Annotated in this window: 21 protein-coding genes and 1 tRNA gene; 15 read left to right on the forward strand and 7 right to left on the reverse strand. The window is 64.5% G+C overall.

What is annotated here, in order from left to right; all coding sequences use genetic code 11:
- Positions 1-33 precede the first annotated feature (33 nt).
- The 3 genes from mgrA to dacB all read left to right on the forward strand — a co-directional run bounded on the left by mgrA (position 34) and on the right by dacB (position 3,265).
- A complete protein-coding gene (mgrA, locus tag PMES_RS11930; protein ID WP_159965950.1) occupies positions 34-1,065 on the forward strand; it encodes an L-glyceraldehyde 3-phosphate reductase in 1,032 nt (343 codons plus the stop codon).
- Positions 1,066-1,080: 15 nt separating this feature from the next.
- Positions 1,081-1,737, forward strand: a complete 657-nt coding sequence (locus PMES_RS11935; protein ID WP_159965951.1) for a nicotinate-nucleotide adenylyltransferase — start codon at positions 1,081-1,083, stop codon at positions 1,735-1,737.
- Positions 1,738-1,816: 79 nt separating this feature from the next.
- A complete protein-coding gene (dacB, locus tag PMES_RS11940; RefSeq protein ID WP_159965952.1) occupies positions 1,817-3,265 on the forward strand; it encodes a D-alanyl-D-alanine carboxypeptidase/D-alanyl-D-alanine endopeptidase in 1,449 nt (482 codons plus the stop codon).
- A 16-nt stretch (positions 3,266-3,281) separates the two neighbouring features.
- On the opposite strand, the gene PMES_RS11945 is transcribed toward dacB, so the two are convergent.
- Positions 3,282-3,467 carry a PLDc N-terminal domain-containing protein gene (locus tag PMES_RS11945; RefSeq protein WP_159965953.1) on the reverse strand — a complete coding sequence of 62 codons (186 nt, stop codon included), beginning with the start codon at positions 3,465-3,467 and terminating at the stop codon, positions 3,282-3,284.
- Between the two features lie 377 nt (positions 3,468-3,844).
- Between PMES_RS11945 and PMES_RS11950 the strand changes: the two genes are divergently transcribed.
- The 3 genes from PMES_RS11950 to PMES_RS11960 all read left to right on the forward strand — a co-directional run bounded on the left by PMES_RS11950 (position 3,845) and on the right by PMES_RS11960 (position 8,377).
- The gene (locus PMES_RS11950) at positions 3,845-5,437 is read left to right on the forward strand and encodes a lysine--tRNA ligase (RefSeq protein ID WP_159965954.1); all 1,593 of its coding nucleotides are present in this window, start codon (positions 3,845-3,847) and stop codon (positions 5,435-5,437) included.
- A gap of 63 nt (positions 5,438-5,500) precedes the next feature.
- Positions 5,501-5,941, forward strand: coding sequence for a DUF4864 domain-containing protein (locus PMES_RS11955; RefSeq protein WP_159965955.1), 441 nt, complete (start codon positions 5,501-5,503; stop codon positions 5,939-5,941).
- A gap of 144 nt (positions 5,942-6,085) precedes the next feature.
- Positions 6,086-8,377 (forward strand): glycosyl hydrolase family 28-related protein, encoded by a 2,292-nt coding sequence (locus PMES_RS11960; RefSeq protein WP_159965956.1) that lies wholly within the window; start codon positions 6,086-6,088, stop codon positions 8,375-8,377.
- Positions 8,378-8,473: 96 nt separating this feature from the next.
- Here PMES_RS11960 and PMES_RS11965 read toward each other — a convergent pair whose 3' ends face one another.
- Positions 8,474-9,142 carry a hypothetical protein gene (locus tag PMES_RS11965; RefSeq protein ID WP_159965957.1) on the reverse strand — a complete coding sequence of 223 codons (669 nt, stop codon included), beginning with the start codon at positions 9,140-9,142 and terminating at the stop codon, positions 8,474-8,476.
- A gap of 193 nt (positions 9,143-9,335) precedes the next feature.
- Between PMES_RS11965 and PMES_RS11970 the strand changes: the two genes are divergently transcribed.
- The 3 genes from PMES_RS11970 to PMES_RS11980 all read left to right on the forward strand — a co-directional run bounded on the left by PMES_RS11970 (position 9,336) and on the right by PMES_RS11980 (position 10,586).
- Positions 9,336-9,644: an antibiotic biosynthesis monooxygenase family protein gene (locus tag PMES_RS11970; protein ID WP_159965958.1), complete on the forward strand. Its 309-nt coding sequence runs from the start codon at positions 9,336-9,338 to the stop codon at positions 9,642-9,644.
- Positions 9,645-9,715: 71 nt separating this feature from the next.
- Positions 9,716-10,009, forward strand: a complete 294-nt coding sequence (locus PMES_RS11975; RefSeq protein ID WP_159965959.1) for a GlsB/YeaQ/YmgE family stress response membrane protein — start codon at positions 9,716-9,718, stop codon at positions 10,007-10,009.
- A complete protein-coding gene (locus PMES_RS11980) occupies positions 10,002-10,586 on the forward strand; it encodes a VOC family protein (protein ID WP_159965960.1) in 585 nt (194 codons plus the stop codon). Before PMES_RS11975 ends, PMES_RS11980 begins: the two co-directional genes overlap by 8 nt.
- A gap of 116 nt (positions 10,587-10,702) precedes the next feature.
- On the opposite strand, the gene PMES_RS11985 is transcribed toward PMES_RS11980, so the two are convergent.
- Both PMES_RS11985 and uvrB read right to left on the reverse strand, forming a co-directional pair.
- Positions 10,703-10,888 (reverse strand): CsbD family protein, encoded by a 186-nt coding sequence (locus PMES_RS11985; protein ID WP_159965961.1) that lies wholly within the window; start codon positions 10,886-10,888, stop codon positions 10,703-10,705.
- A 103-nt stretch (positions 10,889-10,991) separates the two neighbouring features.
- The gene (gene uvrB, locus PMES_RS11990) at positions 10,992-13,178 is read right to left on the reverse strand and encodes an excinuclease ABC subunit UvrB (protein WP_159965962.1); all 2,187 of its coding nucleotides are present in this window, start codon (positions 13,176-13,178) and stop codon (positions 10,992-10,994) included.
- Positions 13,179-13,360: 182 nt separating this feature from the next.
- Between uvrB and PMES_RS11995 the strand changes: the two genes are divergently transcribed.
- The 3 genes from PMES_RS11995 to PMES_RS12005 all read left to right on the forward strand — a co-directional run bounded on the left by PMES_RS11995 (position 13,361) and on the right by PMES_RS12005 (position 14,878).
- Entirely contained in the window at positions 13,361-13,672 is a 312-nt protein-coding gene (locus PMES_RS11995; protein ID WP_159965963.1) for an ETC complex I subunit, read from the forward strand.
- A 101-nt stretch (positions 13,673-13,773) separates the two neighbouring features.
- Entirely contained in the window at positions 13,774-14,688 is a 915-nt protein-coding gene (locus tag PMES_RS12000) for an MYG1 family protein (RefSeq protein WP_159965964.1), read from the forward strand.
- A 113-nt stretch (positions 14,689-14,801) separates the two neighbouring features.
- Positions 14,802-14,878, forward strand: a tRNA-Arg gene (locus tag PMES_RS12005).
- Between the two features lie 80 nt (positions 14,879-14,958).
- Here PMES_RS12005 and PMES_RS12010 read toward each other — a convergent pair.
- From PMES_RS12010 to PMES_RS12020, 3 genes are all read right to left on the reverse strand, one after another.
- Complete coding sequence (locus PMES_RS12010; protein WP_159965965.1) at positions 14,959-17,514, reverse strand: GAF domain-containing protein; 2,556 nt, start codon at positions 17,512-17,514, stop codon at positions 14,959-14,961.
- Positions 17,507-18,097, reverse strand: a complete 591-nt coding sequence (locus PMES_RS12015) for a biliverdin-producing heme oxygenase (RefSeq protein ID WP_159965966.1) — start codon at positions 18,095-18,097, stop codon at positions 17,507-17,509. The genes PMES_RS12010 and PMES_RS12015 overlap by 8 nt, the downstream gene beginning before the upstream one ends.
- 269 nt (positions 18,098-18,366) lie before the next feature.
- Positions 18,367-18,690: a DUF1330 domain-containing protein gene (locus PMES_RS12020; RefSeq protein WP_159965967.1), complete on the reverse strand. Its 324-nt coding sequence runs from the start codon at positions 18,688-18,690 to the stop codon at positions 18,367-18,369.
- Positions 18,691-18,800: 110 nt separating this feature from the next.
- Between PMES_RS12020 and PMES_RS12025 the strand changes: the two genes are divergently transcribed.
- The 3 genes from PMES_RS12025 to PMES_RS12035 all read left to right on the forward strand — a co-directional run bounded on the left by PMES_RS12025 (position 18,801) and on the right by PMES_RS12035 (position 22,826).
- The gene (locus PMES_RS12025) at positions 18,801-19,706 is read left to right on the forward strand and encodes a LysR family transcriptional regulator (RefSeq protein ID WP_159965968.1); all 906 of its coding nucleotides are present in this window, start codon (positions 18,801-18,803) and stop codon (positions 19,704-19,706) included.
- Positions 19,707-21,133: 1,427 nt separating this feature from the next.
- Positions 21,134-21,706: a DUF4956 domain-containing protein gene (locus tag PMES_RS12030; RefSeq protein WP_201288999.1), complete on the forward strand. Its 573-nt coding sequence runs from the start codon at positions 21,134-21,136 to the stop codon at positions 21,704-21,706.
- Between the two features lie 313 nt (positions 21,707-22,019).
- Positions 22,020-22,826 carry a polyphosphate polymerase domain-containing protein gene (locus tag PMES_RS12035; protein WP_159965969.1) on the forward strand — a complete coding sequence of 269 codons (807 nt, stop codon included), beginning with the start codon at positions 22,020-22,022 and terminating at the stop codon, positions 22,824-22,826.
- Positions 22,827-23,422 lie beyond the last annotated feature (596 nt).

Consider the following 23,422-nt stretch of genomic DNA (forward strand, 5'->3'; position numbering starts at 1 on the left):
GCGCATCCGCGCCAAAAGAACCGGAGATGTTCCATGAGCTATGTTCCCGCCGCCGATCGCTACGAGCGCATGCGCTACAGGTATTGCGGACGGTCTGGCCTGAAGCTGCCGGCGGTCTCGCTGGGCCTTTGGCACAATTTCGGGCAGGACGTGGCGCACGGGGTCAAGCGGGACATCTGCCGCACGGCTTTCGATCACGGTATCACGCATTTCGATCTGGCGAACAATTACGGCCCCCCGCCGGGCAGCGCGGAGGAAGCGTTCGGCGAGATCCTGCGGACCGATTTCGCCGGTCATCGCGACGAGCTGCTGATCAGCTCGAAGGCGGGCTACAACATGCATCCCGGACCTTACGGGGAATGGGGCAGCCGCAAGTATCTTGTGTCCTCATGCGATCGCTCGCTCAGGCGGATGGGGCTCGATTACGTCGATATCTTCTACTCCCACCGCTTCGATCCCGACACACCGCTCGAGGAGACGATGGGCGCGCTCGATCACATCGTGCGCTCCGGGCGTGCACTCTATGTCGGCATCTCTTCCTACAACACGGAGCGCACCCGCGAGGCGGCCGCGATCCTGCGCGACATGGGCACACCCTGCCTGATCCACCAGCCGAGCTACAACATGTTCAACCGCTGGGTGGAGCGCGATGGTCTGAAGGCGAGTCTCGAGGAGCTGGGGATCGGCTCCATCGCCTTCACCCCGCTGGCGCAAGGCATGCTCACGCGCAAGTATCTCGATGGCATCCCGGACGAAAGCCGGGCCGCCAAGGGCAAGTCGCTCAAGCCCGGCATGCTGAGCCGCCGGGCGCTCGACGCGATCGCGGCACTCGACGAGATGGCGGGGGCGCGCGGCCAGAGCCTCGCGCAGATGGCGATCGCCTGGGTGCTGCGTGACGAGGGGATCACGAGCGCCCTGATCGGCGCCTCGCGCCCGGAACAGGTGGCCGAATGCGCCGGCGCGGTCGAGGCCCTCGATTTCACGCAGGACGAGCTTGCCCGGATCGACGAGATCGCGGGGGACGAGAACATCAACCTGTGGGAGCGCAGCTCGGAGGCGGTTTGAGAGCGGGGCGGGGCCATGGAAAACGCGGCTTTGGCGGCGGGGCCGGAAGAGCGAGGGCCAAAACGTGCCGCCCATCCCGGTCCGCGTCCGCGTCCCGGACAGATCGTCGGTCTGCTTGGCGGCTCATTCGATCCCGCGCATGATGGGCATCTGCACATCAGCAGGGAGGCGATGAAACGGTTCGGGCTCGATCACATATGGTGGCTGGTCAGTCCGGCCAATCCGCTCAAACGTCATGCACCCGCGCCGCTGGAGCGCAGGATGGCGCATGCCGCGCGGCTTGCGGCGCGCGATCGGCGCATCACGGTTACCGATGTCGAGGCACGCATGGGCACGCAGATGACATGGGAGAGCGTCGAGGCGCTGCGGCGCGCCTATCGGGGACAGCGTTTCGTCTGGCTGATGGGTGCAGACAACCTTGCCGTGCTACATCTTTGGGCGCAATGGACACGCTTGATGCGAACGATCCCGATCGGGGTGCTGGCCCGGCCATCCGAAAGCCTCGCGGCACGGCTCTCGCCCGCCGCGCGAAGATTTGATCACGCACGCTTGCGTCAATCACAGGCAGGACGCCTCGGCAGGATTGCGGCGCCCTGCTGGTGTTTGATAGATATTCCAATGGTGAAAGACAGCTCGACCGCGCTGCGCGCAGCCGGACGATGGCCCCAGTGAGCGGGCAGGGATGCGTCCGGCGGGGAGGCGCCGGAATGCGGAATGGTAAAAGGAACAGGCTGTGCGGCTGACACGACGAATGATCCTCGGAGCTTTGCTTGCCGGTGCGGCGGATGTCGCCCTGGCCAAGGTGCCCGATGGCACGATCCGCCCGAGGCGTCGCGGCGACGGCGCGGTGCGCGCTGCCGCGACACCCGTTGCGCAGATCGTCGAGGCGGCGCGGCTCGATGGCGCGGTCAGTTTCGTCGTGGCCGATGCCGTGACGGGCGAGGTTCTGGAGGCATTCCAGCCGAACCTGCCGCAGCCGCCCGCGAGCACCGCCAAGGCCCTCACCACGCTTTACGGTATCGACAAGCTTGGGCTTTCGCACCGCTTCGTCACGCAGGTGGTGGGAACGGGACCGATCATAAACGGACGTCTCGAGGGGGACCTCATCCTCGTGGGCGGGGGTGATCCGGGGCTCGACACGCGCGCCCTCGGCGCGATGGCCAAACAGCTCAAGCGCGACGGTCTGCGCGAAGTCGCGGGGCATTTCAGGCTTCACAACAAGGCGCTGCCCGAGATCTACGAGATCGATCCGGAGCAGCCCGACCACGTCGCCTACAATCCCGGCGTCGGGGCCCTCAACCTCAATTACAACCGTGTCCATTTCGAATGGAAACGCGCAGGCACCGGCTACGAGGTGGGGATGGGGGCGCCGGCCGTCGGCTACGCGCCCGAGATCGCCTTCTCGACGATGGAGGTCGTGGATAGGTCGGCGCCGATCTACACGCTCGTGACCACGGATACGCGGGACGCCTGGACGGTGGCGAAGACCGCGCTGGGCAGTGGCGGCTCGCGCTGGCTGCCGGTGCGCAAGCCCGCGTTGTATACCGGAGAGGTCTTTCAGACCGTGGTGCAGAGCCTCGGGATCATGATGCAAGGTGCGATCCTGCCTGCCCAGAGCGCCGAAGGCACGGTGCTCGCGCGCCACGAAAGCGCGCCCTTGAGCGAAATCCTCAAGGACATGCTCGAATATTCCACGAATGCGACGGCGGAGATCGTCGGTCTGTCGGCCAGTTCCAAGGCTTTCGGCGCCTCGGTTCCGGGGCTCAGGCAATCGGCCGCCCTGATGAACGATTGGCTCAACGATGGCGCCGGGCCGCGCGGCGCGGTTCTCACGGACCATTCGGGGCTGGGGGATGACAGTCGCATTTCGGCCGCCGACATGGCGCGCGCGATGGTTCTGAGCGGCTATGACGGTGAGCTGCGCCAATTGATGAAGCCGTTCCGGGTCGTCGACGACAACAGTATCAAGGTCGATGCCAAGACCGGCACCCTCAATTTCGTCAGTGCACTGACGGGGTATGTCGCGCGTCCGGGCCGCACACCGCTCGCCTTTGCGATCTTCTGCTCGGATGTGGAGCGGCGCGAGGCGCTCGCGATGGAGCAGCGTGAGCGACCCGAGGGTGGGCGGGCCTGGCTCGGACGCGCCAGGACGCTTCAGCGCCGGCTTCTGCGTCGGTGGGCGACGATCGCGCTCGGCTGATCGCCGCCCGGTCCGTTCAGAGTTTCGCGCCGCCTGCGCGCGGCCCGGCGATCAGCCAGATGATGAAACCGACGACGGGCAGGATCAGGATCACGAGCACCCAGATGATCTTGGAGAGGGTCGAGGCGCCGCTCATCACGACGTTGTAGAGCGCGTAGATGTCGGCGATGAAAACGAGAATGCCGAGAATACCGAATTCCATAAGAGTTATCCTTTTCTGGTCGGGGCACGGGAATGTCTGTTCTGGGCCAACGCGCTTCACCGAGAGGTAAGTTCCCGCGCCGGGAGGGATTCTATGCCGGGCGGCATCCTCCTGCCGGTTCGGTCGGCGCCTTGCCGCGTGGGCAGAAGGGGCGGCGCGCGGCACCGATTTTTGCGGGTTCCGCGCCCGCCCGATCGTCGCGGGGCAACCCGGTCAGCGCGCTGCTTCGGCACTCCGCGGGTGAGGGTAGCGGCTCCCGTTAAGGTGTTCGGTCCATGCGGTCCGGTTCGCGCGACGTGACATTGACCTTGCCGCGAGGCGGCAATAGGGACGGAGGCCACCGGGATTGTCCCGGCACCTTGCCACGGAGTGTTCCGATGACCGATCTCGGGGATGCAGCTATGCAGTCGAAAGCCTGGCCTCTCGAGGAGGCCCGGCGGGTGCTCAAACGCTACCAGAAGGCACCGCCCGATAAGGGTTACGTGCTGTTCGAGACGGGCTACGGCCCGTCCGGTCTGCCGCATATCGGCACGTTCGGCGAGGTGGCCCGCACGACCATGGTGCGCCGCGCCTTCGAGACGATCAGCGACATTCCGACGAAGCTGCTGTGCTTTTCCGACGATATGGACGGGCTGCGCAAGGTGCCGGGCAACGTGCCGAACCAGGAGCGGATGCGCGAGGATCTGAACCTTCCGCTGACCCGCGTTCGGGATCCTTTTGGCACCCATGACAGCTTCGGCGCGCATAACAATGCCCGCCTGATGGCGTTTCTCGATGGATTCGGCTTCGATTACGAGTTCGCCTCCTCGACCCGATACTACAAGGAGGGACGTTTCGACGAGATGCTCCTCGTGGCCTTGGCACGCTTCGACAAGATCATGGAGATCATGCTTCCGACACTGGGGGAGGAACGGCGCGCGACCTATTCTCCCTTCCTGCCGGTCAGCCCCAAGACGGGCCACGTCCTGCAGGTGCCGACGCTGGAGCGCAACGTCGAGAAGGGCACCATCGTCTACGAGGAGCCCGACGGTGAACGGATCGAGGTTCCGATCACCGGCGGGAACGTCAAGTTGCAGTGGAAGCCGGATTGGGCAATGCGCTGGGCGGCGCTCGGCGTCGATTACGAGATGTCCGGCAAGGACCTGATCGACAGCGTCACGCAGGCCACCAAGATCTGCCGGGCGCTCGGAAAGCCCGCGCCGGAGACGCTGACCTATGAGCTTTTCAACGACGAGCAGGGTCAGAAAATCAGCAAGTCGAAGGGCAACGGGCTGTCGATGGAGGAATGGCTGACCTATGCCGCGCCGGAATCGCTCAGCTACTTCATGTATCTCAAGCCCAAGAGTGCCAAACGGCTTCATTTCGATGTGATCCCGAAAGCGGTGGACGAGTATCACCAGCAACTCAAGGCCTATCCCGAACAGGATGCCGCGAAACGGCTTGCGAACCCGGTGCACCATATCCATGCGGGCAATCCACCCGCCTCGCACATGGTCGTTCCGTTCTCGATGTTGCTTAACCTCGCATCGGTCGCCTCGGCCGAGGACAGTGCGGCGCTCTGGGGCTTCATCCAGCGTTATGCACCCGACGCGGCACCGCAGACGCATCCCGACCTCGATGCCGCGGCGGGCTACGCGGTGCGCTACTACAATGATTTCGTCAAGCCGGAGAAGACGTTCCGGGAGCCCGACGCCAAGGAGCGCGCGGCGCTCGAGGACCTCGCCGGGCGGTTACGCGCTTGGCAGGGGGGGCTTGATGCCGATGCGCTGCAATCGCTGGTCTTCGCCGTGGGCAAGGAGCACGGCTTCGAGCCGCTGCGCGATTGGTTCAAGGCACTTTACGAAACGCTTCTGGGCGCAAGCCAAGGGCCCCGGTTCGGAGGGTTCATCGCCCTTTACGGTGTGCAGGAAACGGTCGAGCTGATCGAGACGGCCCTCTCCGGCAGGCTTATCACCGGAAGTCGCACTTGATGGTGTGAAACTTCGAGCGGCCCGTGCCCGTGTCTTCTTCGGTCATTTACCGGGGGAGGCGAAATGCTGCACGGAATTCTCTTGTCATGGGCCCTTGCGGCCGCAGTGGGGACGGTCGCCAGCTTTGCGACGCCTGTCCCTGCATTCGCGCAGCTTGCCGATGAGCAGGGCGAGGTTCGCCATGTGATCGAGCAGCAGATCGAGGCGTTCCGTGCCGGGGATCTCGAGACGGCCTTCTCCTTCGCGGCACCTTCCATACGAAGGTTGTTCGGCTCGCCGGACGTCTTCGGGCGCATGGTGGAGCAGGGATATCCGATGGTCTGGTCCCCCAGCGAGGTGACGTTCCTGGAATTGCGCAGGATCGAGGGTGCCCTGTGGCAGCGCGTGATGGTCCGCGATGATTCAGGGGCACTGCACATGCTCGATTACCAGATGACCCCGGGCGAGGGGGGATGGAAGATCGGCGGTGTCCAACTGCTTCGGGCGCAGGATCTCCGGGCCTGAGAACGCATGGTTAACCCCGCATTGCCAGCAACGGAATATCTACCGTCTCCCGAAGGCGCGGCACCGGATGCCGTGACCATCGTGGATACCCCCGGACGCGTTGCCGGCGGGCGGTCTTCCACGTCATCGATGAAGGGGACAGCGATGAACAAGGTGATCACTGACGGTCTGGTGCTGATGCCGCCACCGTTCTCGCAGGGTCTGCAAGTCTGGGCGCGCGGCGACGGAACACCGGGTTCGGCAAGTTACGCGGACGATCCCGCCGCGGCTTTCGTTCCCTCGGATGCAGATTTCGGGGGCGCGCTTGAACTGGTGAAGACGCAATCGGTGCAGAAACTGCGCTATACCGGCGAAACGCCCATCCTGCCCGGGTGCTACCTGAGGATCACGGCGAAGGTGAAGGCGATTTCCGGCAATCTTCCGGCGGTGCGTATCGCCGCCTGGGCCGGGCGCGGCACGCAGATGCATGTCGGCGGGCTGGTAGAGACCGGCGGCACCGTGCCGCTCACGCGCTATGGCGAGGTCGTCGAGGTCAGCGCGATCGTGGGGACGGGCACGCGCGTCGGTGTCGACATGCCTTGGGGTCTTGAGCCGATTTTCGGACATTTCGGGATCGACCTCACGGGGCCGAATGGGGGCGTGATACGGATCGACGATCTCGTCATCGAGGATGTCAGCTCGATCTTCCTGTCGGATATAGTCGCGGCGGTCGATGTGCGGGATTTCGGCGCCAGAGGCGACGGGAGCACGGATGACAGCGCGGCGTTCATCGCGGCGGATGCCGCGGCGGAAGGGCGCGAGGTGCTGGTTCCCGAAGGGGTGTTCCATCTTGGCGATCATGTCACGATGGCAAGTCCGGTGCGTTTCGTCGGGACCGTTACCGCCGCTGCGCAGACTCGCCTTGTCCTGCGCCGCGACTTCAACCTGCCGAGCTATCTCGCGGCATTCGGCGACGAGCAGCTGGCCTTTCGCAAGGCGTTCCAGGCACTTTTGAACAACACCGATCACGAGAGCCTCGATCTTGGCGGCTTGCGGGTCGAGCTCGACGAGCCGATCGACATGGCGGCGGCGGTCGGCAACCAAGACCGCTTCGAGATCCGCCGCGTGATCCGCAATGGACAGTTCAACGCGATTCCGGGAGCCGGCTGGACGGTCGCGCCCGTCACGTCGCAGGCAAGTTACAGTTCCGCCAACCCGCGCAGTCTCGCCAACGTGGCGAATATCGCCAATATCGAGGTCGGCTCACATGTCGAGGGGCGCGGCGTCGGGCGGGAGGTCTATGTCACCGCGCGGAATGTCGGGGCGGGAACCCTGACCCTGTCGCAGCCTCTGCACGGGCCTGCGCCCAGCCAGTCCTACAGCTTCACCAGATACCGCTATGCCCTGGATTTCAGCGGTTTCTCGAAGCTCAGCAAGTTCACCCTCACCGATATTGAATTGCAGCTCGACGGTCGCGCCAGCGGCATCCTTCTGGCGCCGAGCGGCGAGACCTTTCATATCCGCGACTGCTTCGTGACGAAACCGCGCGACCGCGGGGTGACGTCACATGGCACGGGATGCCAGGATCTGCAGATCGACCGCTGCCATTTCATTTCGGCCGAGCAATCTGCCGCGGCCACCGACCGCAGCTCGATCGGGTTCAACGTCAACGCGAACGATGCCAAGATCCGCGACAGCCGTTTCCAAAGGCTCGGCACGACGATGGTGCTTGCGGGCAATGGCCATCTCATAGTGGGAAATCACTGGTTCCAGGGTGACAATGTCAGCGACGGCCCCCGGACGGCGGGTCTCGTCCTGACGGAGACCAACGTGAAGTCGGTTGTGACCGGCAACTATCTCGACAACAGCTTTCTGGAATGGACGAACGAGCATGACGCCGCTCCGGATTTCTCGAACGAGTTTTCTTTCGGGGGGCTGTCGCTGACCGGGAACATCTTCACCGCGAACGACGTCGCGGCGCATTTTTCATGGATCGTCATCAAACCTTTCGGATCGGGGCATTTCCTGCATGGCCTCAGCGTGACCGGCAATTGCTTCAAGGCGATCAACGGGGCCATCGAGCGTGTGGAGAAAGTGGATGACAGCATTGCGGAGCTCGATTTCTCGAAATCGCGCCTTGTGACCTTCTCGGCGAATACCTTCAACGGCGTGTCGCAGGAAACGGTCAATCCCGTCTCGCTTGAATTCGAGCAACCCGACAACGCGGTGAACTGGACGCTCGATCCGGGGCCATGGCTGCCCTTCGGGGGGTGGTCGCGCACCGTTGCCGGCCTCGTCCCGGAAGGGGTGATCCGCACGAGCAGCAATGCCGCCGTCCACGCCTTCCCCTCGATCCTGCCTCTGGACGGCCCGGCGCGCAGCCGTGTCAGGCTGGAATGGCCGGTCGCGGTGCGGGGTAAGGTTCAGTTGTCGGTCAGGATGGATCGCCCCTACTGATCCAAACCGGCGGGGCGGGCTCTGGACAGTAAGGGCCCGATACCCCGTAGCCGCCGCCGGGGCGTATAGCTGGCGGCGCGTTTCGCAAGGCTGGGTTCAGAATTCGACCCAGCCGGACGTGAATATGCCAGCGCTTCCCGAGCGGTCGAGCCCGTAGCTTGCTCCGATCTGGACCTTCACCCCATCGCGCAACTCGTGGACATAGGACGGGGCGAGCGTCGCGCTCGTTTCGTCCTCCTGCTGATGTATCCAGAGCTCGGCGATCAGATGCCGTCCGTTCGGAATGTTCAATCCGAGCGTCAGGTCGAGCTTGCGGATCTCCTTCGGGCTTCGGCTGGCGCGGGTGACGCTGAGTGCCGCGGTGCTCCAGCCGCTGCCGAACCGGCTCTCGAAACCCCGTCCCCAATGCAAACCTGCTCTCAGCAGCACCGCGTCGGGACGGTGGCGCGGCGGCTTGCGTGCGCCGAGCCCCAGTTCGACCGCAAAGCGGTTCGTCTTGTCCGGACGACCGACGGGCCGGCGTATCGAGGCTGTGGCCGCGCGTCCCCTCCGCCCATCATGCCCCCAACGCAGGACCGCCGTGTAAACATCGCTCAGCCCGTATTCGGCATAGGCCGATCCATAACTCGATCCGGCATCCTCCTCGTAACCCTGCGTGAAGGAGAGAAAGGTCGATCCACGCTCCCGCGGCCAGGGCCCGGCATGCGTGGCCGCGCCGGCCAGCAGGCAGGCGAGAAGAAGCATTGATAGCAGAAGACGGTTCAAGCGTCGCCCGAGGACGCATGGGGCCGGCGCGATCGCGACAAGGGGTGAGCGGAGTGCATCCATGGCCCATGCTTTGGCGCTCTTGGTTAAGATTTCGATAAACCCCAAGAATGCGAACTGCGGCGCGGCGGGCGAGAGCGCCGTTGAGCGACGCGTCCCTTTACGCTTATCGTGGTGGGGGGAGGATCGACACATGTCCCAAGAAGCGCATTATCAAACCGTCATCACCACATTCGAAGTCAGTCCGGGCACGTGCCAGGACCTGATGGAATTGCTGCAGGAGGTCTATGACGCGTTCATAAGGCATCAGCCCGGTTTCATCTCCGCGGCGCTACATGTGAACGACGCGCAGACGCGGATCGCCAACTACTCGCAATGGCAGCGGCGCGAAGATTTTCTCGCGATGCTCCGTGCTCCACAGATGCGCGCCTGCAACCGGGAGCTTTCGGCCATGGCGCGTAGCTTCGAACCGGTGATGTACGAGGTCGCGGCCACTTTCTGAGTTTTGCGCGCTCGGTGGCTTGCCCGGAGCGGGCTTGCCTCTAGGTTTCGTTGCAAATCAGGAGGATGCGTATGGAAGAGCTGTTGAACGCGCTGGGCGCGGTATCGCTGGGCGTCTTGGTCATCATCGGGGCCCTTGCGGGCTGGCTCGCGGCGAAACTGACCGGTGGGTCGGCGCTGCGCTACATCATCGCCGGGATTGTCGGAGCCGTGGCGCTGCCCTTCGTTCTCGTCGCCCTCGGTGTGACGGTGGTTGCGGCTGGCGGGCTTCTGGTGCTTGCGCTGGTGGCCGTTGTCGGGGCCTTGCTCCTTGTTGCGCTGATGCGGATGATCTTCGGCGGAAAGGGGAGGCGGGACGATGCGTAAGCTGCAATCGCAAGGGGTGCACCACATCACACTGACAGGGGCGGACCGTCAGACATCGATTGATTTCTGGGAAGGTCTTCTGGGTATGCCCTTCGTTTTCGATCAGCCAAATCTCGACAATCCCGACGAGGGTCACGTCTATTTCGATCCCGGTGACGGCCGCCTGATCACGGTTTTCACGAACGAGACGCGGAAACCCGATCCCCGGCGAACGCCGACCGAGCCGGGATGCGTTCACCACCTCGCTTTCAACGTCTCGCAGGCGACGTTCTGGCAGGCTGTCGAACGTCTCGATGAACGCGGTATCCGCCATTCGGGGCCCAAGGATCGCGGCTTCATGGACTCGATCTATTTCACCGATCCGATGGGGCTGCTGATCGAGCTTGCAAGCTACAGGTTCGAGCCGCCGATAGGCTGCTCCCATGGCGATGTCATGATCAATGCCCACCGGATCCGTGTCGAGCGGGGGGATCATCATATCGACAAGGTCCATCTTGCGGATGCCATCGAGCGCTTGGTCGAGCGGCGCCAGGACACCCTGAGCGAGGATCGCAGCGCCCGTGACCCCTACAGATAGGGCGCGCTGCCGTATCCCGGCAGCGGCACGGGCCGGCGTGACCCATCCACCACCGGGCACGAAAAAGGGGCGGGCGGATCACGTCCGCGCGCCCCTTCATCATCATTGCCGGAGGATTACTTCCCCTTGACGGCATCCTTGGCATCGCCCCAGGCTTTCTGGGCTTTGCCCTCGGCTTGGTCGGCCTTGCCTTCGGACTCCATCTTGCGGTCACCGGTCACCTTGCCGGCGCCCTCCTTGATCTTGCCACCAAGGTCTTTGCCGGAGCCTTCGGCGCGATGCTCGTCACTGTCTTTGGTCATTACTGTCACTCCTAATGGCGCGATGTCTGAAAGGTAAACGCGGCGCGCGCATCCCAGTTCCAGCATGGATGGGACAATAACGTCCTTGGGGCCTTGCCTCGCGTTACCTCTTCTTGCGCCGCTGCACGTTGCCGCCTCGCATGCCGCCGCGCCCGGCGGTGGACCGCCCGGCCGATTTCAGCGCTTCCGAGGAGGCACGATCGACGGCCTGCTGACGCGCAAGGGGATCGTCGGAGATGGTTAGGTCGACCGCTTCGAGGCGTTTGACCTCGTCGCGCAGGCGCGCCGCTTCCTCGAATTCGAGGTTCTCGGCCGCCTTGCGCATGTCGGTGCGCAGCCCTTCGAGCACCGTCTGCAGGTTTCCGCCCGCCATGCCCTTGTCTACCTTGGCGGTCACCCGGTTCATGTCCACGTCGCCCTTGTAGAGACCGGCGAGGATGTCATCGACGTTCTTCTTCACCGTGGCCGGGGTGATCCCGTGCTTCTCGTTATACGCGATCTGCTTTTCGCGGCGGCGCTCCGTCTCTCCCATCGCGCGCTCCATGCTGCCAGTGATCCTGTCGGCATACATGATCACGCGCCCCTCGGCGTTACGCGCCGCGCGGCCGATCGTCTGCACGAGCGAGGTTTCGGAACGCAGGAAGCCCTCCTTGTCGGCATCGAGGATCGCGACGAGACCGCATTCGGGGATATCGAGCCCCTCGCGCAGCAGGTTGATCCCGATCAGCACGTCGAAGGCCCCGAGCCGCAGATCGCGCAGGATCTCGATCCGCTCGATCGTATCGATGTCGGAATGCATGTAGCGGACCTTGATACCCTGTTCATGCAAGTATTCGGTCAGATCCTCGGCCATCCTCTTGGTCAGTGTCGTGCACAGCGTCCTGAAGCCCTGCGCCGTGACCTTGCGGATCTCGTCGAGAAGGTCGTCGACCTGCATTTCCACGGGCCTGATCTCGATCACGGGGTCCAGAAGGCCGGTGGGACGGATCACCTGCTCGGCGAAGACGCCGCCGGCCTGCTCGAGTTCCCAGTTCGCCGGGGTGGCCGAGACGAAGACCGATTGCGGGCGCATCGCGTCCCATTCCTCGAATTTCAGCGGTCGGTTATCCATGCAGGAGGGCAGGCGGAAGCCATGCTCGGCAAGGGTGAACTTGCGGCGATAATCGCCCTTGTACATCGCGCCGATCTGGGGGACCGACACGTGGCTCTCGTCGGCGAAGACGATGGCGTTGTCGGGAATGAACTCGAAAAGGGTGGGCGGCGGCTCGCCGGGCGCGCGACCGGTGAGGTAGCGGCTGTAATTCTCGATGCCGTTGCAAACGCCAGTCGCTTCAAGCATCTCGATGTCGAAATTGGTGCGCTGCTCGAGCCGCTGCGCCTCCAGCAGCTTGCCGTCGGCGACGAGCTGATCGAGCCGCTGGCGCAGCTCTTTCTTGATCTGGATCACCGCCTGTTTCATCGTCGGCTTCGGCGTGACGTAGTGGCTGTTGGCATAGACGCGGATCTGCTCGAAGCTTCCGGTTTTCTCGCCGGTCAGCGGATCGAACTCGGTGATCGCCTCCAGCTCCTCACCGAAGAAGGAAAGGCGCCAGGCGCGATCCTCGAGGTGAGCGGGAAAGATCTCGATGGAATCGCCGCGCACGCGGAAGCTGCCACGCTGGAAAGCCTGGTCGTTGCGCCGGTATTGCTGCGCCACGAGGTCGGCCATGACCTTGCGCTGGTCGTATTCCTTGCCTGCCACCAGGTCCTGCGTCATCGCGCCGTAGGTCTCGACCGACCCGATGCCGTAGATGCAGGAGACGGAGGCGACGATGATCACGTCGTCGCGCTCGAGCAGCGCCCGCGTCGCCGAGTGGCGCATCCGGTCGATCTGCTCGTTGATCTGGCTTTCCTTCTCGATGAAGGTATCTGAACGCGCCACATAAGCTTCGGGCTGGTAGTAGTCGTAATAGCTCACGAAATACTCGACGGCATTGTCCGGGAAGAAGCCCTTGAACTCTCCGTAGAGCTGCGCGGCGAGCGTCTTGTTCGGTGCCAGAATGATTGCCGGGCGCTGCGTCTGCTCGATCACCTTCGCCATGGTATAGGTCTTGCCGGTGCCCGTGGCGCCGAGAAGGACCTGGTCCCGCTCGCCGCCATTCACCCCGTCGCTCAGCTCCCTAATCGCGGTGGGCTGATCTCCGGCGGGCTCGAAATCCGTCTCCATGCGAAAGCGTTTGCCGCCCTCGAGCTTGGGGCGGTTGCGGATGTCAGGCGCGGGGGCATGCAGCATCGGAGCGCTTGCGGTCATTCTGTGGTCCTTCTGGCGGCACGGGCGTCACGTGATGATTTGTGAACGCGGTCCACGGGTTCAAGCAGCGTCGGGCGATTTGCCGCAATCGGCCGGGGCCGGGCGGGCAGGCACGCGCGCAACTTGCACAAGCGGGGCGCATCGGGGATAACACCCGTGAGTTTGCGCAAGAGGTCGATGACATGCCAGCACGGATTTATCAGCCCGCCAAGACGGCGATGTCCTCCGGGATGGCCCGCAGCCAGCGGTGGGTGCTGGAATTCGTCCCCCAGACCCGCCGCGAGATCGACCCCCTGATGGGCTGGACCAGTTCCGATGACACGCAGGCGCAGGTCAAGCTCGAGTTCGAAAGTCGCGAGGCGGCGCTCGACTATGCCGCCGAACATGGCATCGAAGCCGTGGTCACCGAGCCCAGGAAGCGCAAGGCCAATATCAGGCCCGGCGGTTACGGCGAGAATTTCGCCACCGCGCGGCGCGGTTCCTGGACCCACTGACGACGGAACGGCGTGGGCGCCCACAGGTTGCCCGCGCGATCCTTGAGCCCCGCGGCACGGCGCCGCCCTGAACGCCCCATCCAAGCGGAGCCCGACACGCCATGACGGTAACCCATCTCGTCACCCATTCGGGTGGATTTCACGCCGACGAGCTGCTCTCCTCGGTGATCCTGACGCGCCTCTTCCCCGATGCGGAGCTCTTGCGCACGCGTGATGCGCAATGGACCACGCCGGGCGCCGGCAAGATCATCTTTGATGTCGGGCGCCGATACGACGCCGAGGCCGCAATCTTCGACCACCATCAGCGACCCAACCCGCTGCGCGAGGATGAACAACCCTACAGCTCCTTCGGGCTGATCTGGCGGCATTACGGGCAGGATTACCTGCGCGTGCTGGATGTGCCCGAGGCGGATCTCGACAGCATCCATCGCAGCTTCGATCTCGGGTTCGTGCTGCCGGTGGATCTCGTGGACAACGGCGCGCTCGAGCCCTCGGCGGCCGGACCGCTTTCCGGCATGACCCTGCCGGTGTTGCTCGAGACGCTCAAGCCGCCATTCGACGCGCGCGGCGATGATGCCGATGACCGCGCGTTCATGGCGGCCCTGCCGGTCGCGCGCGCCTTCGTCGAGGCGGCAATCGCGGGAAGGGCCGCCAAGCGCCGTGCCGAGGGAATGGTCCTGCGGGCCATCGAGGAGGCCGGCACCGCGCGCGTGCTGGAGCTGCCGATGGGCATGCCGTTCCGCGCCGCGGTCGAGAAGGCGGGTGCCGATCACCTGCTTTTCGTGGTTCATCCGCGCGGCGACGACTGGGCCCTGACCACGATCCGCAAGAGCGGCGACAGCTTCGAGAGCCGCGCCGACCTGCCGCAAGGCTGGGCCGGGCTGAGCGATGGCGAGCTCGAGGCCGCAAGCGGGGTGCGCGGCGCCAAGTTCTGTCACAATGGCCGTTTCATCGCGGTGGCACAGACGCGCGAGGCGATCGTGCAGATGGCGGCCCTTGCCGTGGCGGAGGCCTGACTGCGAAATCCGGTGCCGTCACATGGGTCCGGGCAGGGGTGAACGCGAATGGTGCCCTCGCGGCCGCCCATCCATCTTGCAAAACCGCGCGGCCTGTCGGAAAAGGGCGGCACGGTCCCATAGCTCAACTGGATAGAGCAGCTGACTTCTAATCAGCAGGTTCGGGGTTCGAGTCCTCGTGGGATCGCCATTCCTCCAGATGCACCCTCACGCCCGCCGGAGCTGCGCCGGTCGTGGATCGCTGGCGCGGGACGGCCCCCGGCCGGTGCCCTAGAGCGTGGCGAGATGCGCGGCGATCGCCTCGTTGCTGTAGGGTTTGGACAGGAGCGGCGCGCCGGCATAGGCCGGATCCTCGATACGGGCGCCCTCATAACCCGTGGCAAGAAGGAAGGGGATGCCCCTTTCCTTCAGAGCCGCGGCCACGGCCGAGGAATTCTCGCTCGCAAGGTCGATATCGAGAAGCCCCAGGGTGATCTCGTTCTCCTCGAGAAGCTCGAGCGCCTGCGCTACGTTGCCTGCCGTCAGGACCGTCTCGGCGCCCAGGGCACGCAGGGCATCGGCGGCGTTCATCGCGATGATCAGGTTGTCCTCGACCACGAGCGCATGCCCCGACAAGAGCCGCGCCGTATCGGGCCCCGCCTCCTCGGTGCCGACATCCACGAGCTTGGCCCCGGCGGTGGGGCGCATGGGGACGAAGGCCTCGATCCGGTTGCTGGGCAGGGTGAACCGTGCCTCGAGGCCGGATATGTGGTATTCGAGGATGGCCGTGCCACCGAGCTCATGCGGGATCGAGCGGGTGATGAGGGTCGTGCCGAAGCCGACGCGGTCCGGCTCGCCGACCGGCGGACCGCCGCGCTCGCTCCAGACGATCTCGGCCGCCGCGCCCTTGGCCTTCTTCGAGATGTCGACCTGGACGATGCCGCCCCGTGCGCCGAGGGCACCGTATTTGACCGAGTTGGTCACCAGCTCATGCATCACCAGCGCCATCGTGGGGCGCAGTTCAGCGGCAAGGTGCAGATCGAGCGCGCCGAAATGCATCGTCCCGTTGCTGCCGCCGAACGCCTCGGCCTCGTTGCGGATCAGCGCGCAGAGCGAGAAGGGCCCGCTATTGCTTCCCGTCAGCTGGTCATTGGCCCGCGCGAGCGAGCGGATGCGGCCAATGATGCTGTTGATATGGGGGTCGAGCGCCGGGTCGCCGCGCCCGTCCGATACGATGCCCTCGATCAGGCCAAAGACGTTGCGCATCCGGTGGTTCAGCTCGGAAATGAGCACTTCCTGGCGCTGGTTGCGCGCACGCCCCGCGCGGCTGCTGTCGCTGGCGATCTTGAGGATCAGCTCGAGCAGGGTGACGCGCAGCACCTCGCCCGCGCGCTTCTCGCCCGCGCTCCATTCGGCGCTGGTCCGCCGGACCGTCTCCTGCCAGGCCTGAAAGCTCTGACGCGGGGAAATCCTCTTTTCGGGATCGTCCTTGCCCGCAGGTTTGCCGGCCCAGACGACGTTCTGCGTGACCTCGCGCCGGAACAGCACCACCGCCTGACGCGGGTGCCTGCGGATCGGCAATGCCATGAGCCCGGCGATCCCGCTGTCCGGATCGAGCGCGCCGGGCATCAGGCTATCGATGCGCGAGCTGGTGATGAGGCGGCCCGCCGGCATCGCCGAAAGCTGCGTCTCGATGCGGCGGAACTCCTCCTCGGAAGGGGCAAGCCCGTCATGATGGTAGCGGTCGTTGTTGCGCAGCGCGATGCCGTCGAACTCCACCACGGTGGCGATCTCCTGCGACAGGGCGTTGAGCCCGGTCGTGAAATCGAGCCCCGCCTCGAAGAGCATGACGAGCCGGTCATGCAGAGCGTTCGCCTTCTCGGCATGTTCGCGCTCGAGCCGGTCCTCGTGGATGGTCAGTTCGTAGGAAAGAAGCTGGATGAAGAGCTCGATGGCCGAGCGCGTCTCGTAATCGATATAAAGAGGCTGCGGGTGGTGGCAGGCCATCATGCCCCACAGCTCGCCATTGCGCATGATCGAGACCGACATGCTGGCCCGCACGCCCATGTTGGCGAGATACTCGATATGAATGGGAGAGACGGCGCGGGTGACGGCCATCGACAGGTCGACCGGCTGCCCCTGCGGATCGCAGGCCGGGCGGATCGGGGAGGAGGGGGCGGTGATGTCCGGGATGATGCGCAGCAGGTTGCGTTTGTAGAGCGCGCGGGCCTGCGGGGGGATGTCGCCCGCCGGGAAGGCAAGACCGAGATAGCGGTCCATGTTCGCGGAGGCCATCTCGGCAATGACACGGCCGCTGTGATCGGCTTCGAAACGGTAGGCCATCACCCGGCTGAACCCGGTCAGGGCCCACAGGCCGCGCGCGGCGATCTTGCACATCTCCTCGACGCTGTCGGCGGCCCGTACCTTGGCCATCAGCGGCTCGACCAGCGAAAGGTCGTCGCGCTGCGCCGGGTTGCTCTTGCGTTCGAACTCGAGCAGGTAGTTCAGTCCCGAGCGATGCATGGCGGCGTCGAAGCGGCGCCCGTCATTGAAGAGATCGACGCCGAAGACCCTGACGCTCTCGTCTCCGCCGCTCAATGTCTGCACCTTGCCGCGCAGCGTGTGCATCGCCTCCGGCGAGAGTTGCTCGATGAGCCGCATGCCGATCAGCCCCTCGGCCTTCAGGCCAAGGATGTCGTAGGTGTTTTCGGACGCGTTCTGCACGATCCACGAGTTGTTGATCACGAGCAGACAGCCGTAGCTCTGCACGCGGCCCATGAACTGGATCTGTTCGGAGGCGCAGATATCGAGCGGATCGTTCTCGATGCGCAGCATATCATCAGCCACGGACAAGCTCCTTCTTGTGTCCCGGCTCGGGCCAGGACCGCTCGAATGTATGGAATACGCGCCGCGCATCGGCAACGATCGCCTCGGCATCGGCGCCAACGGCGGGGCGTGCGCCGAGGGCCTGCGCCACGGCGGGCCAGCTCGGCCCGTCGAACTGCGCGCCAAGATAGCGCCCGCAGGCCAGAACGCGCGGATCGCGGGACCGGCCCCAGTCGCGGCGCAGAACGGCCGCGCCCATACGCGCGCCCCCGAGGACATAGAGCACCGCCTCTGCTGCCAGAGCCGCGGGGCGCGGCAGGCTCGCGGCGGGCTCGGACGTGCCGTGGCCGGGCTCGTGGGCGGGGGAGCCGAGCTCGGCAAGGTCACGGCGTGCCGCGTCGGCCATCGACCGGCGCAGCGTCTCGGCGGCCGCACGGCACGGCCCCGGCGCGGGCTCGATCGCGTCGAGCGCCCGCAAACTGGCCGCGAGGAAGGTGGTCAGACCGGTCACCTCGGTGAGCTCCGCATGCGAATAGGCCGCATCAACACGATCATGGTGCACCGCGGTATCACGACGCAGGCGATGCCGCAGACTGTCAGTCAAAGCTCCACCCTTTCCGTGGGCAACCGGTATCGCATGACTATGCCGCTCCCAACGGTGCTGATCAACCCTGCCTCGTATACCGTCTGGCGACCTCCGGCCGCTCAAGGCTCGTCTATGGCAGGTCCAGCCGGATGCAAAGGGCTATCGCATCCACCGTGCGCGGCACGCCGCCACCGGCATCCGCGCGGCGCGCCCGATGCCGCGCCGGAAGGCCCTGTCGTGGCCCTGATCGAGAGCCGGGAAGCGCGGTGTTGGTCAGGCATCGAGGGCTACGGAATCGTGTTCCGGGGGCAGGCGAGGTCGTCCTTGCCCTCGACGAGCCAGTGAAAGCTGCTCGATCCTGCCTGGCGGTTCGCGAGGTGATCTGCATAGTCCGGATCGGTCATGAAGGCCTTCGCGGCTTCTGCAGAGGGCCATTCGATCACGATCCGCAGCGCGGCGCCGCGCTCCGGTCCTTCGAGCTGTTCGTGGCTGGCCGTCCGGGCAAGATAGCGGCCCCCATGCCGTTCGATCAGGCGGTTGGCGGCTGGCAGGTAGCCGGTGATCCTGTCATCGGTCCGTGGGCTGACTTCGATGATCGAATAATGGGTCACGGAATTTTCCTTTCCGGAGGCGCGTTTTCTGGCCACCAAGCTATCCCTTGCACAATCGCGATAAACGCCTGAGCATTAGCATGGCTATTTTAGTTTCTGGATATAATACCGTGGATACGGACAACCTGCGCCTTTTCGTCATGGCGGCCGAGCGGTTGAATATCTCGGCGGCGGGTCGCGAGCTCGGGCTAGCTCCCGCGGTTGCCAGCGCCCGGCTTGCCAAGCTCGAGCAGGAGCTCGGGGTGGAGCTGCTCCGGCGCACCACGCGCAAGGTGTCACTGTCGCTCGATGGCGCGGATTTCCTCCCCTATGCACGCGAGATCCTTGTCCAGGCCGATGCGGCTCGCGCGGCGCTGGGCGGCAAGGGGGCGGGCGCCAGGGGCACTCTGCGCTTCGCCGCGCCGAGCAGTTTCGCACAGTTGCATATCATGCCGCTCCTGCCGGAATTTCACACGGCCTATCCCGATCTCACCCTCGATCTGCGCCTGTCGGACACTCGGTTCGACGCGATCGAGGGCAGTTTTGACCTTGCCCTGCGCAGTGGGCCATTGACGGACAGCAGCCTCAAGGGCCGTAAACTGGCGGCCGACACCCGCATTCTTTGCGCTTCGCCCGCCTATCTTGAACGGCGCGGCACTCCTGCGATCCCGTCGGACCTTCCCGGACACAACCTCATTGCCTGGGGCACCCTGGAGCCCAGAGAGTTGGTGAACGGGCAAGGAGAGACCGCCTCTCTGGACCCGGCCCGCATGGTATGCCGCACGATCGTGGACGATGGCGATGCGCAGCGCGCGGCAACGCTGGCGGGCGCTGGCCTGTCGATGAATTCCGCCTGGAACGTTGCCCGCGAGCTTGCGGCCGCTCGTCTTGTCCGCGTGCTGCCCGAGTGGTGGTTGAACGATCAATCGGTGCTTTGGCTTGTCTATCCGCGCACGAATGTGCTGACCCCGAAGACACGTATATTCATGGATTTCCTGATCGAGCGTCTTGGCAACCGACCGGCCTGGAACGTTTGACCGGCGGGACCCGGCGTGGTGCTGCCGGTGCCGCTCGAGGTGCCGCCGGATGCTCGTGGCGAGGGCGTTTCTCTGGCGCCCGCGCGTGGACACCGAACCCACCGCGGGCTGTCGCCCGTCGTGGTCACCGCGGGGCACCCCGTTCCGCTCGTGGCGGCAGGGGCAATTTGGTTTGGGCGGTGACGCGGAAACCATCGCGGCATGCTATTGGCCGGTTTCGCGCCCGTAAGGCCGCTCCCGGATCGGCGGCCCCTGCATGGCTGCGAACCTGCGAATACCGATTTGCAACGCCGTGGTTGAGCCGGGGAGGGAGAACCGCCTCGTTCCTCCTGACGTGTCTTCGGTCCCTGCAAGTCGCTTGCATCGTCGAATGCGGTGTCCCTTGGCCGAGCTGTTGCGCGGTCCGTGCGATCAGGTCACGGGCATGGCGCAGGCGCGCGGACAGGGTGCGGCCGCGCCGGGTGGCGAGCCAGCGTCGCTCGGCCAGGGGCGCTATGGAAAGGTCCGCCTTCCCGGCATAGGCCTCCACGCCACTGCGCGGCAGAAGGGTATAGCCGATCCCGCGGGCCACGGGCGCGGGATTTGCCCGATCTGGTTTACGGTGCCGCGAATGCGCAACCGGTCCGCGCCGGGATAGTCGCCCGGGACGTTCACCTTCAGCGGATCGGCGGCATAACCATGGCCATCGGGGTGCGCGATGAAGCCGCGCGACTGCAGCTCGGCAAGCGGGACCGGCGTATCGGCTGCGTCCGCAGGCAGCACGAGACACAGCTCCTCGCGTCTCAGATGCTGAGCAACGAGCCGCGCGTCCCCCCCAGCACGCCGAGGTCGAACCGCCCTTCGTTCGGCCCGGCCAGGATCCGTCCCTGAGGTGCCGCCTCCAGGTGGATGGCAAGGCCCGGCGAGAGGGCAGGCGTACCCGGTCTGCGGGATCCACCCCCGGTGTGCTCCCCTTCGTCCATCTAGCCTTGGATGATCGACACGAAGGAGACCGGTCCAATAGCGCGAACTCCTGCAACTACCCACCCGGCATGCACTATTTCGATGGTGCCATGAGGCCACCACCGTCATGATGCCGCGAAGAAAGTCATCCCCCCCCCCGCGGTTCAAGGCTGGAGAGCGGTGCAAATCACCCCCGGAATCTTCTTCGAGTCCAGAGAAAAACGGACCTCGAATGCAGCTGGAAGTCTCCGTATACGTCCGTCTCCTGGGCCCTTGAGCTTTTTTCACCGGCTGCTTGGAGCGCTGGATCCGGGCTCAGCGTCGAGGCGTGAAGGGTCCGGGCGCCGCAAAGATGCCACAAAATCTGCGTGCGCTTGTCATAAAGCTGCACTCTTCTAATACCCTGTAAGATGTCTGAAATTGCGACGAGTTGGGGATGCTTGTGCTGTCCCGATGTCTCGCGATCAACCGGTTTGCGAGGGAATATGGTAACTGACCTGCTGGATAGCGGCGTCGTTCCGCGGTTCGGGATCGATATTGTTGCCATGACCGCGCTGATCTTCGGCCTCTATTACCGGCGTTACCGTGACAAGGAGCTGGTCACCGCCGCATCCCTGTTCAACGTCTTCGCCTTCGGTGTGCTGACCATTCTGAGCTCGGTCGAGTTCTCGCTGGCCGCCGGGTTCGGACTGTTCGCGATACTGGCGTTGTTCACTCTGCGCTCCGAGCAGATCAGCAAGATCGAGATCACGTATTTTTTCGGCTCCGTCGCCATCGCCGTGATCTGTTCGATCCACGGTACGACGCTGCCCTTCGTGCTGGTCGTCGTCGGTTTCGTGCTGCTTGGGGCTTACGTCTTCGACCACCCGCGGATCCTGAAATCCGTCGACGGGATCAAGATCACGCTGGACAAGATCGACCCGGACACCCTGTCCGATCCCGCCAAGATGCGCGCCGGATTGTCCGAGCGGCTCGGCGTCGAGGTGATGAGCTATCAGATCCTGGCGCTGAATTACATCACCGATATGGCGCAGATCAACGTGTATTACCGGAAATGACATGCTTTGCCCGGTGCCCGGATCGCAGTGCAATTCCTTTCCCGTCGCGCCCGTCTGCTGTAATGCACTCTTCTGCGCTGCCCGCACGGATGCACGATGCTGTATCCCCGGGTCGTCTTGCATGGCGGTGCCGATCGTCCGGCAGCGTTCCGGGGGGCGCGCAATCCTTTGCTCGGGGGCGATACGATCGACGACGCACCGTGGTCGGATTGACGGCAGGCCGGGGATGCGCGCCTTGGCCTTCACGTCCTCCCCGACGCGGCTATGGTCCGGAACTCGCCAGTGAATACCAACCGAACGGAAAGACATAGACATGGATCATCGTATCGCCGCCACGCTTTCCACCTTTGGCACGATCTCGCTGGACGGACTGAACGCCAAGGCTGCCATGCTGGAACGGCTGGACAACAAGTACATCGTGCCGGCCGACCGCCTGCTGCCTGCTTTCGAACGGTTTCGGGAGCATTTCGACCTGCTCGAAATTGAAGGCAAGCGGGCGTTTGCATATGATACAGATTATTTCGACGATGCTGACGCGAGCTTGTATTTCGACCACCACCAGAACCGCCGCAAACGGTGCAAGGTGCGGATCCGGAGTTATGTCGATGCCGGGTTCAGCTACCTGGAAGTCAAGCTGAAGGATGGGCGCGGCGGGACCGTGAAGAAACGCCAGAGGTTGCCGCGGCCTGAATTGGGCCTCGGTGCAGAGGAGCGCGCTTTCATCGAAAAATGTCACAGCGACATGTATGGAGAGCCGCTGGGCCGCGACCTGCTTTCGGTGATCCGGATGAATTACGAGCGCATCACGTTGGTTGCCAGGGAGGGAAGCGAACGGATGACGATCGACACGCGCATGGCTTTCCGCGCGGCCACCGCCGTCGGTGCCTCGCGCGACGACATGTTCATCCTCGAGACCAAATCGGCGCGCGGCAACGGCATCGCGGACAAGATCTTGCGCGCCGAACACCTGCAGCCGACCAAGTCGGTCTCGAAATACTGCGTCGGCATGGCTACGCTCGGTCTTGTCCGGAAACACAATCGTTTCCTGCCGGCCCTGCGCAAGCTGGAGGTCCTTGCGCACCCTGTCACGCCCGCCGAATACGCCATCGCCGCTGAATGAGGAGTTCGGTCGGAGGTCGGAAGCCCTCGATGAAAGAGACGTCGGAGACCGACGGCGCAGAATTCCGCTCGGCTCCGAGCGACTGACCACGACCGCTGCCCACGCCTCGCAATCGCGAAGACCGAAGGCAGTCCGGGTCACCCCTCGAAAAGGTCGATGCGCGCCTTTGTATTCGGGCCCGGTGCGTTATCGTGCTTCTTGCCAAGTCCCTTTGCACGAGCATCGGCTTCGCGGGTATTGCAAATGTTCGCACGAGCGCAGTAAAGTTCCGCTTCCAGCCTTTTGTGGAATGGGACGCGGCCAAGGCCGCAGCATTTGCGAACGTTTTGAAAAGGGTGCTGGCTCCGGGCTTTCGTTGCTTTTTGGCGTGAAGGTTTGAGCAAGACCCTTCGGATGCCTCGGGATTGCGGATGGAGCGCGACCGAACACGCCCCCGGTTCCTGTTCGATCTGGATGTTCATGCGTCGCGGGGCGAGCGGCTGGCATTGCCTTTGTGCCCTTGCCACAAGCAAGGCGTTGTTGCGTAACTCACGCCTGAGACATGATGCCCCCTTTCCCCGCCGTCATCAGTCCACGCGGACGATCTCGGCCGTTCC

The organism is Profundibacterium mesophilum KAUST100406-0324 (assembly GCF_009835145.1).
Lineage (GTDB): Bacteria > Pseudomonadota > Alphaproteobacteria > Rhodobacterales > Rhodobacteraceae > Profundibacterium > Profundibacterium mesophilum.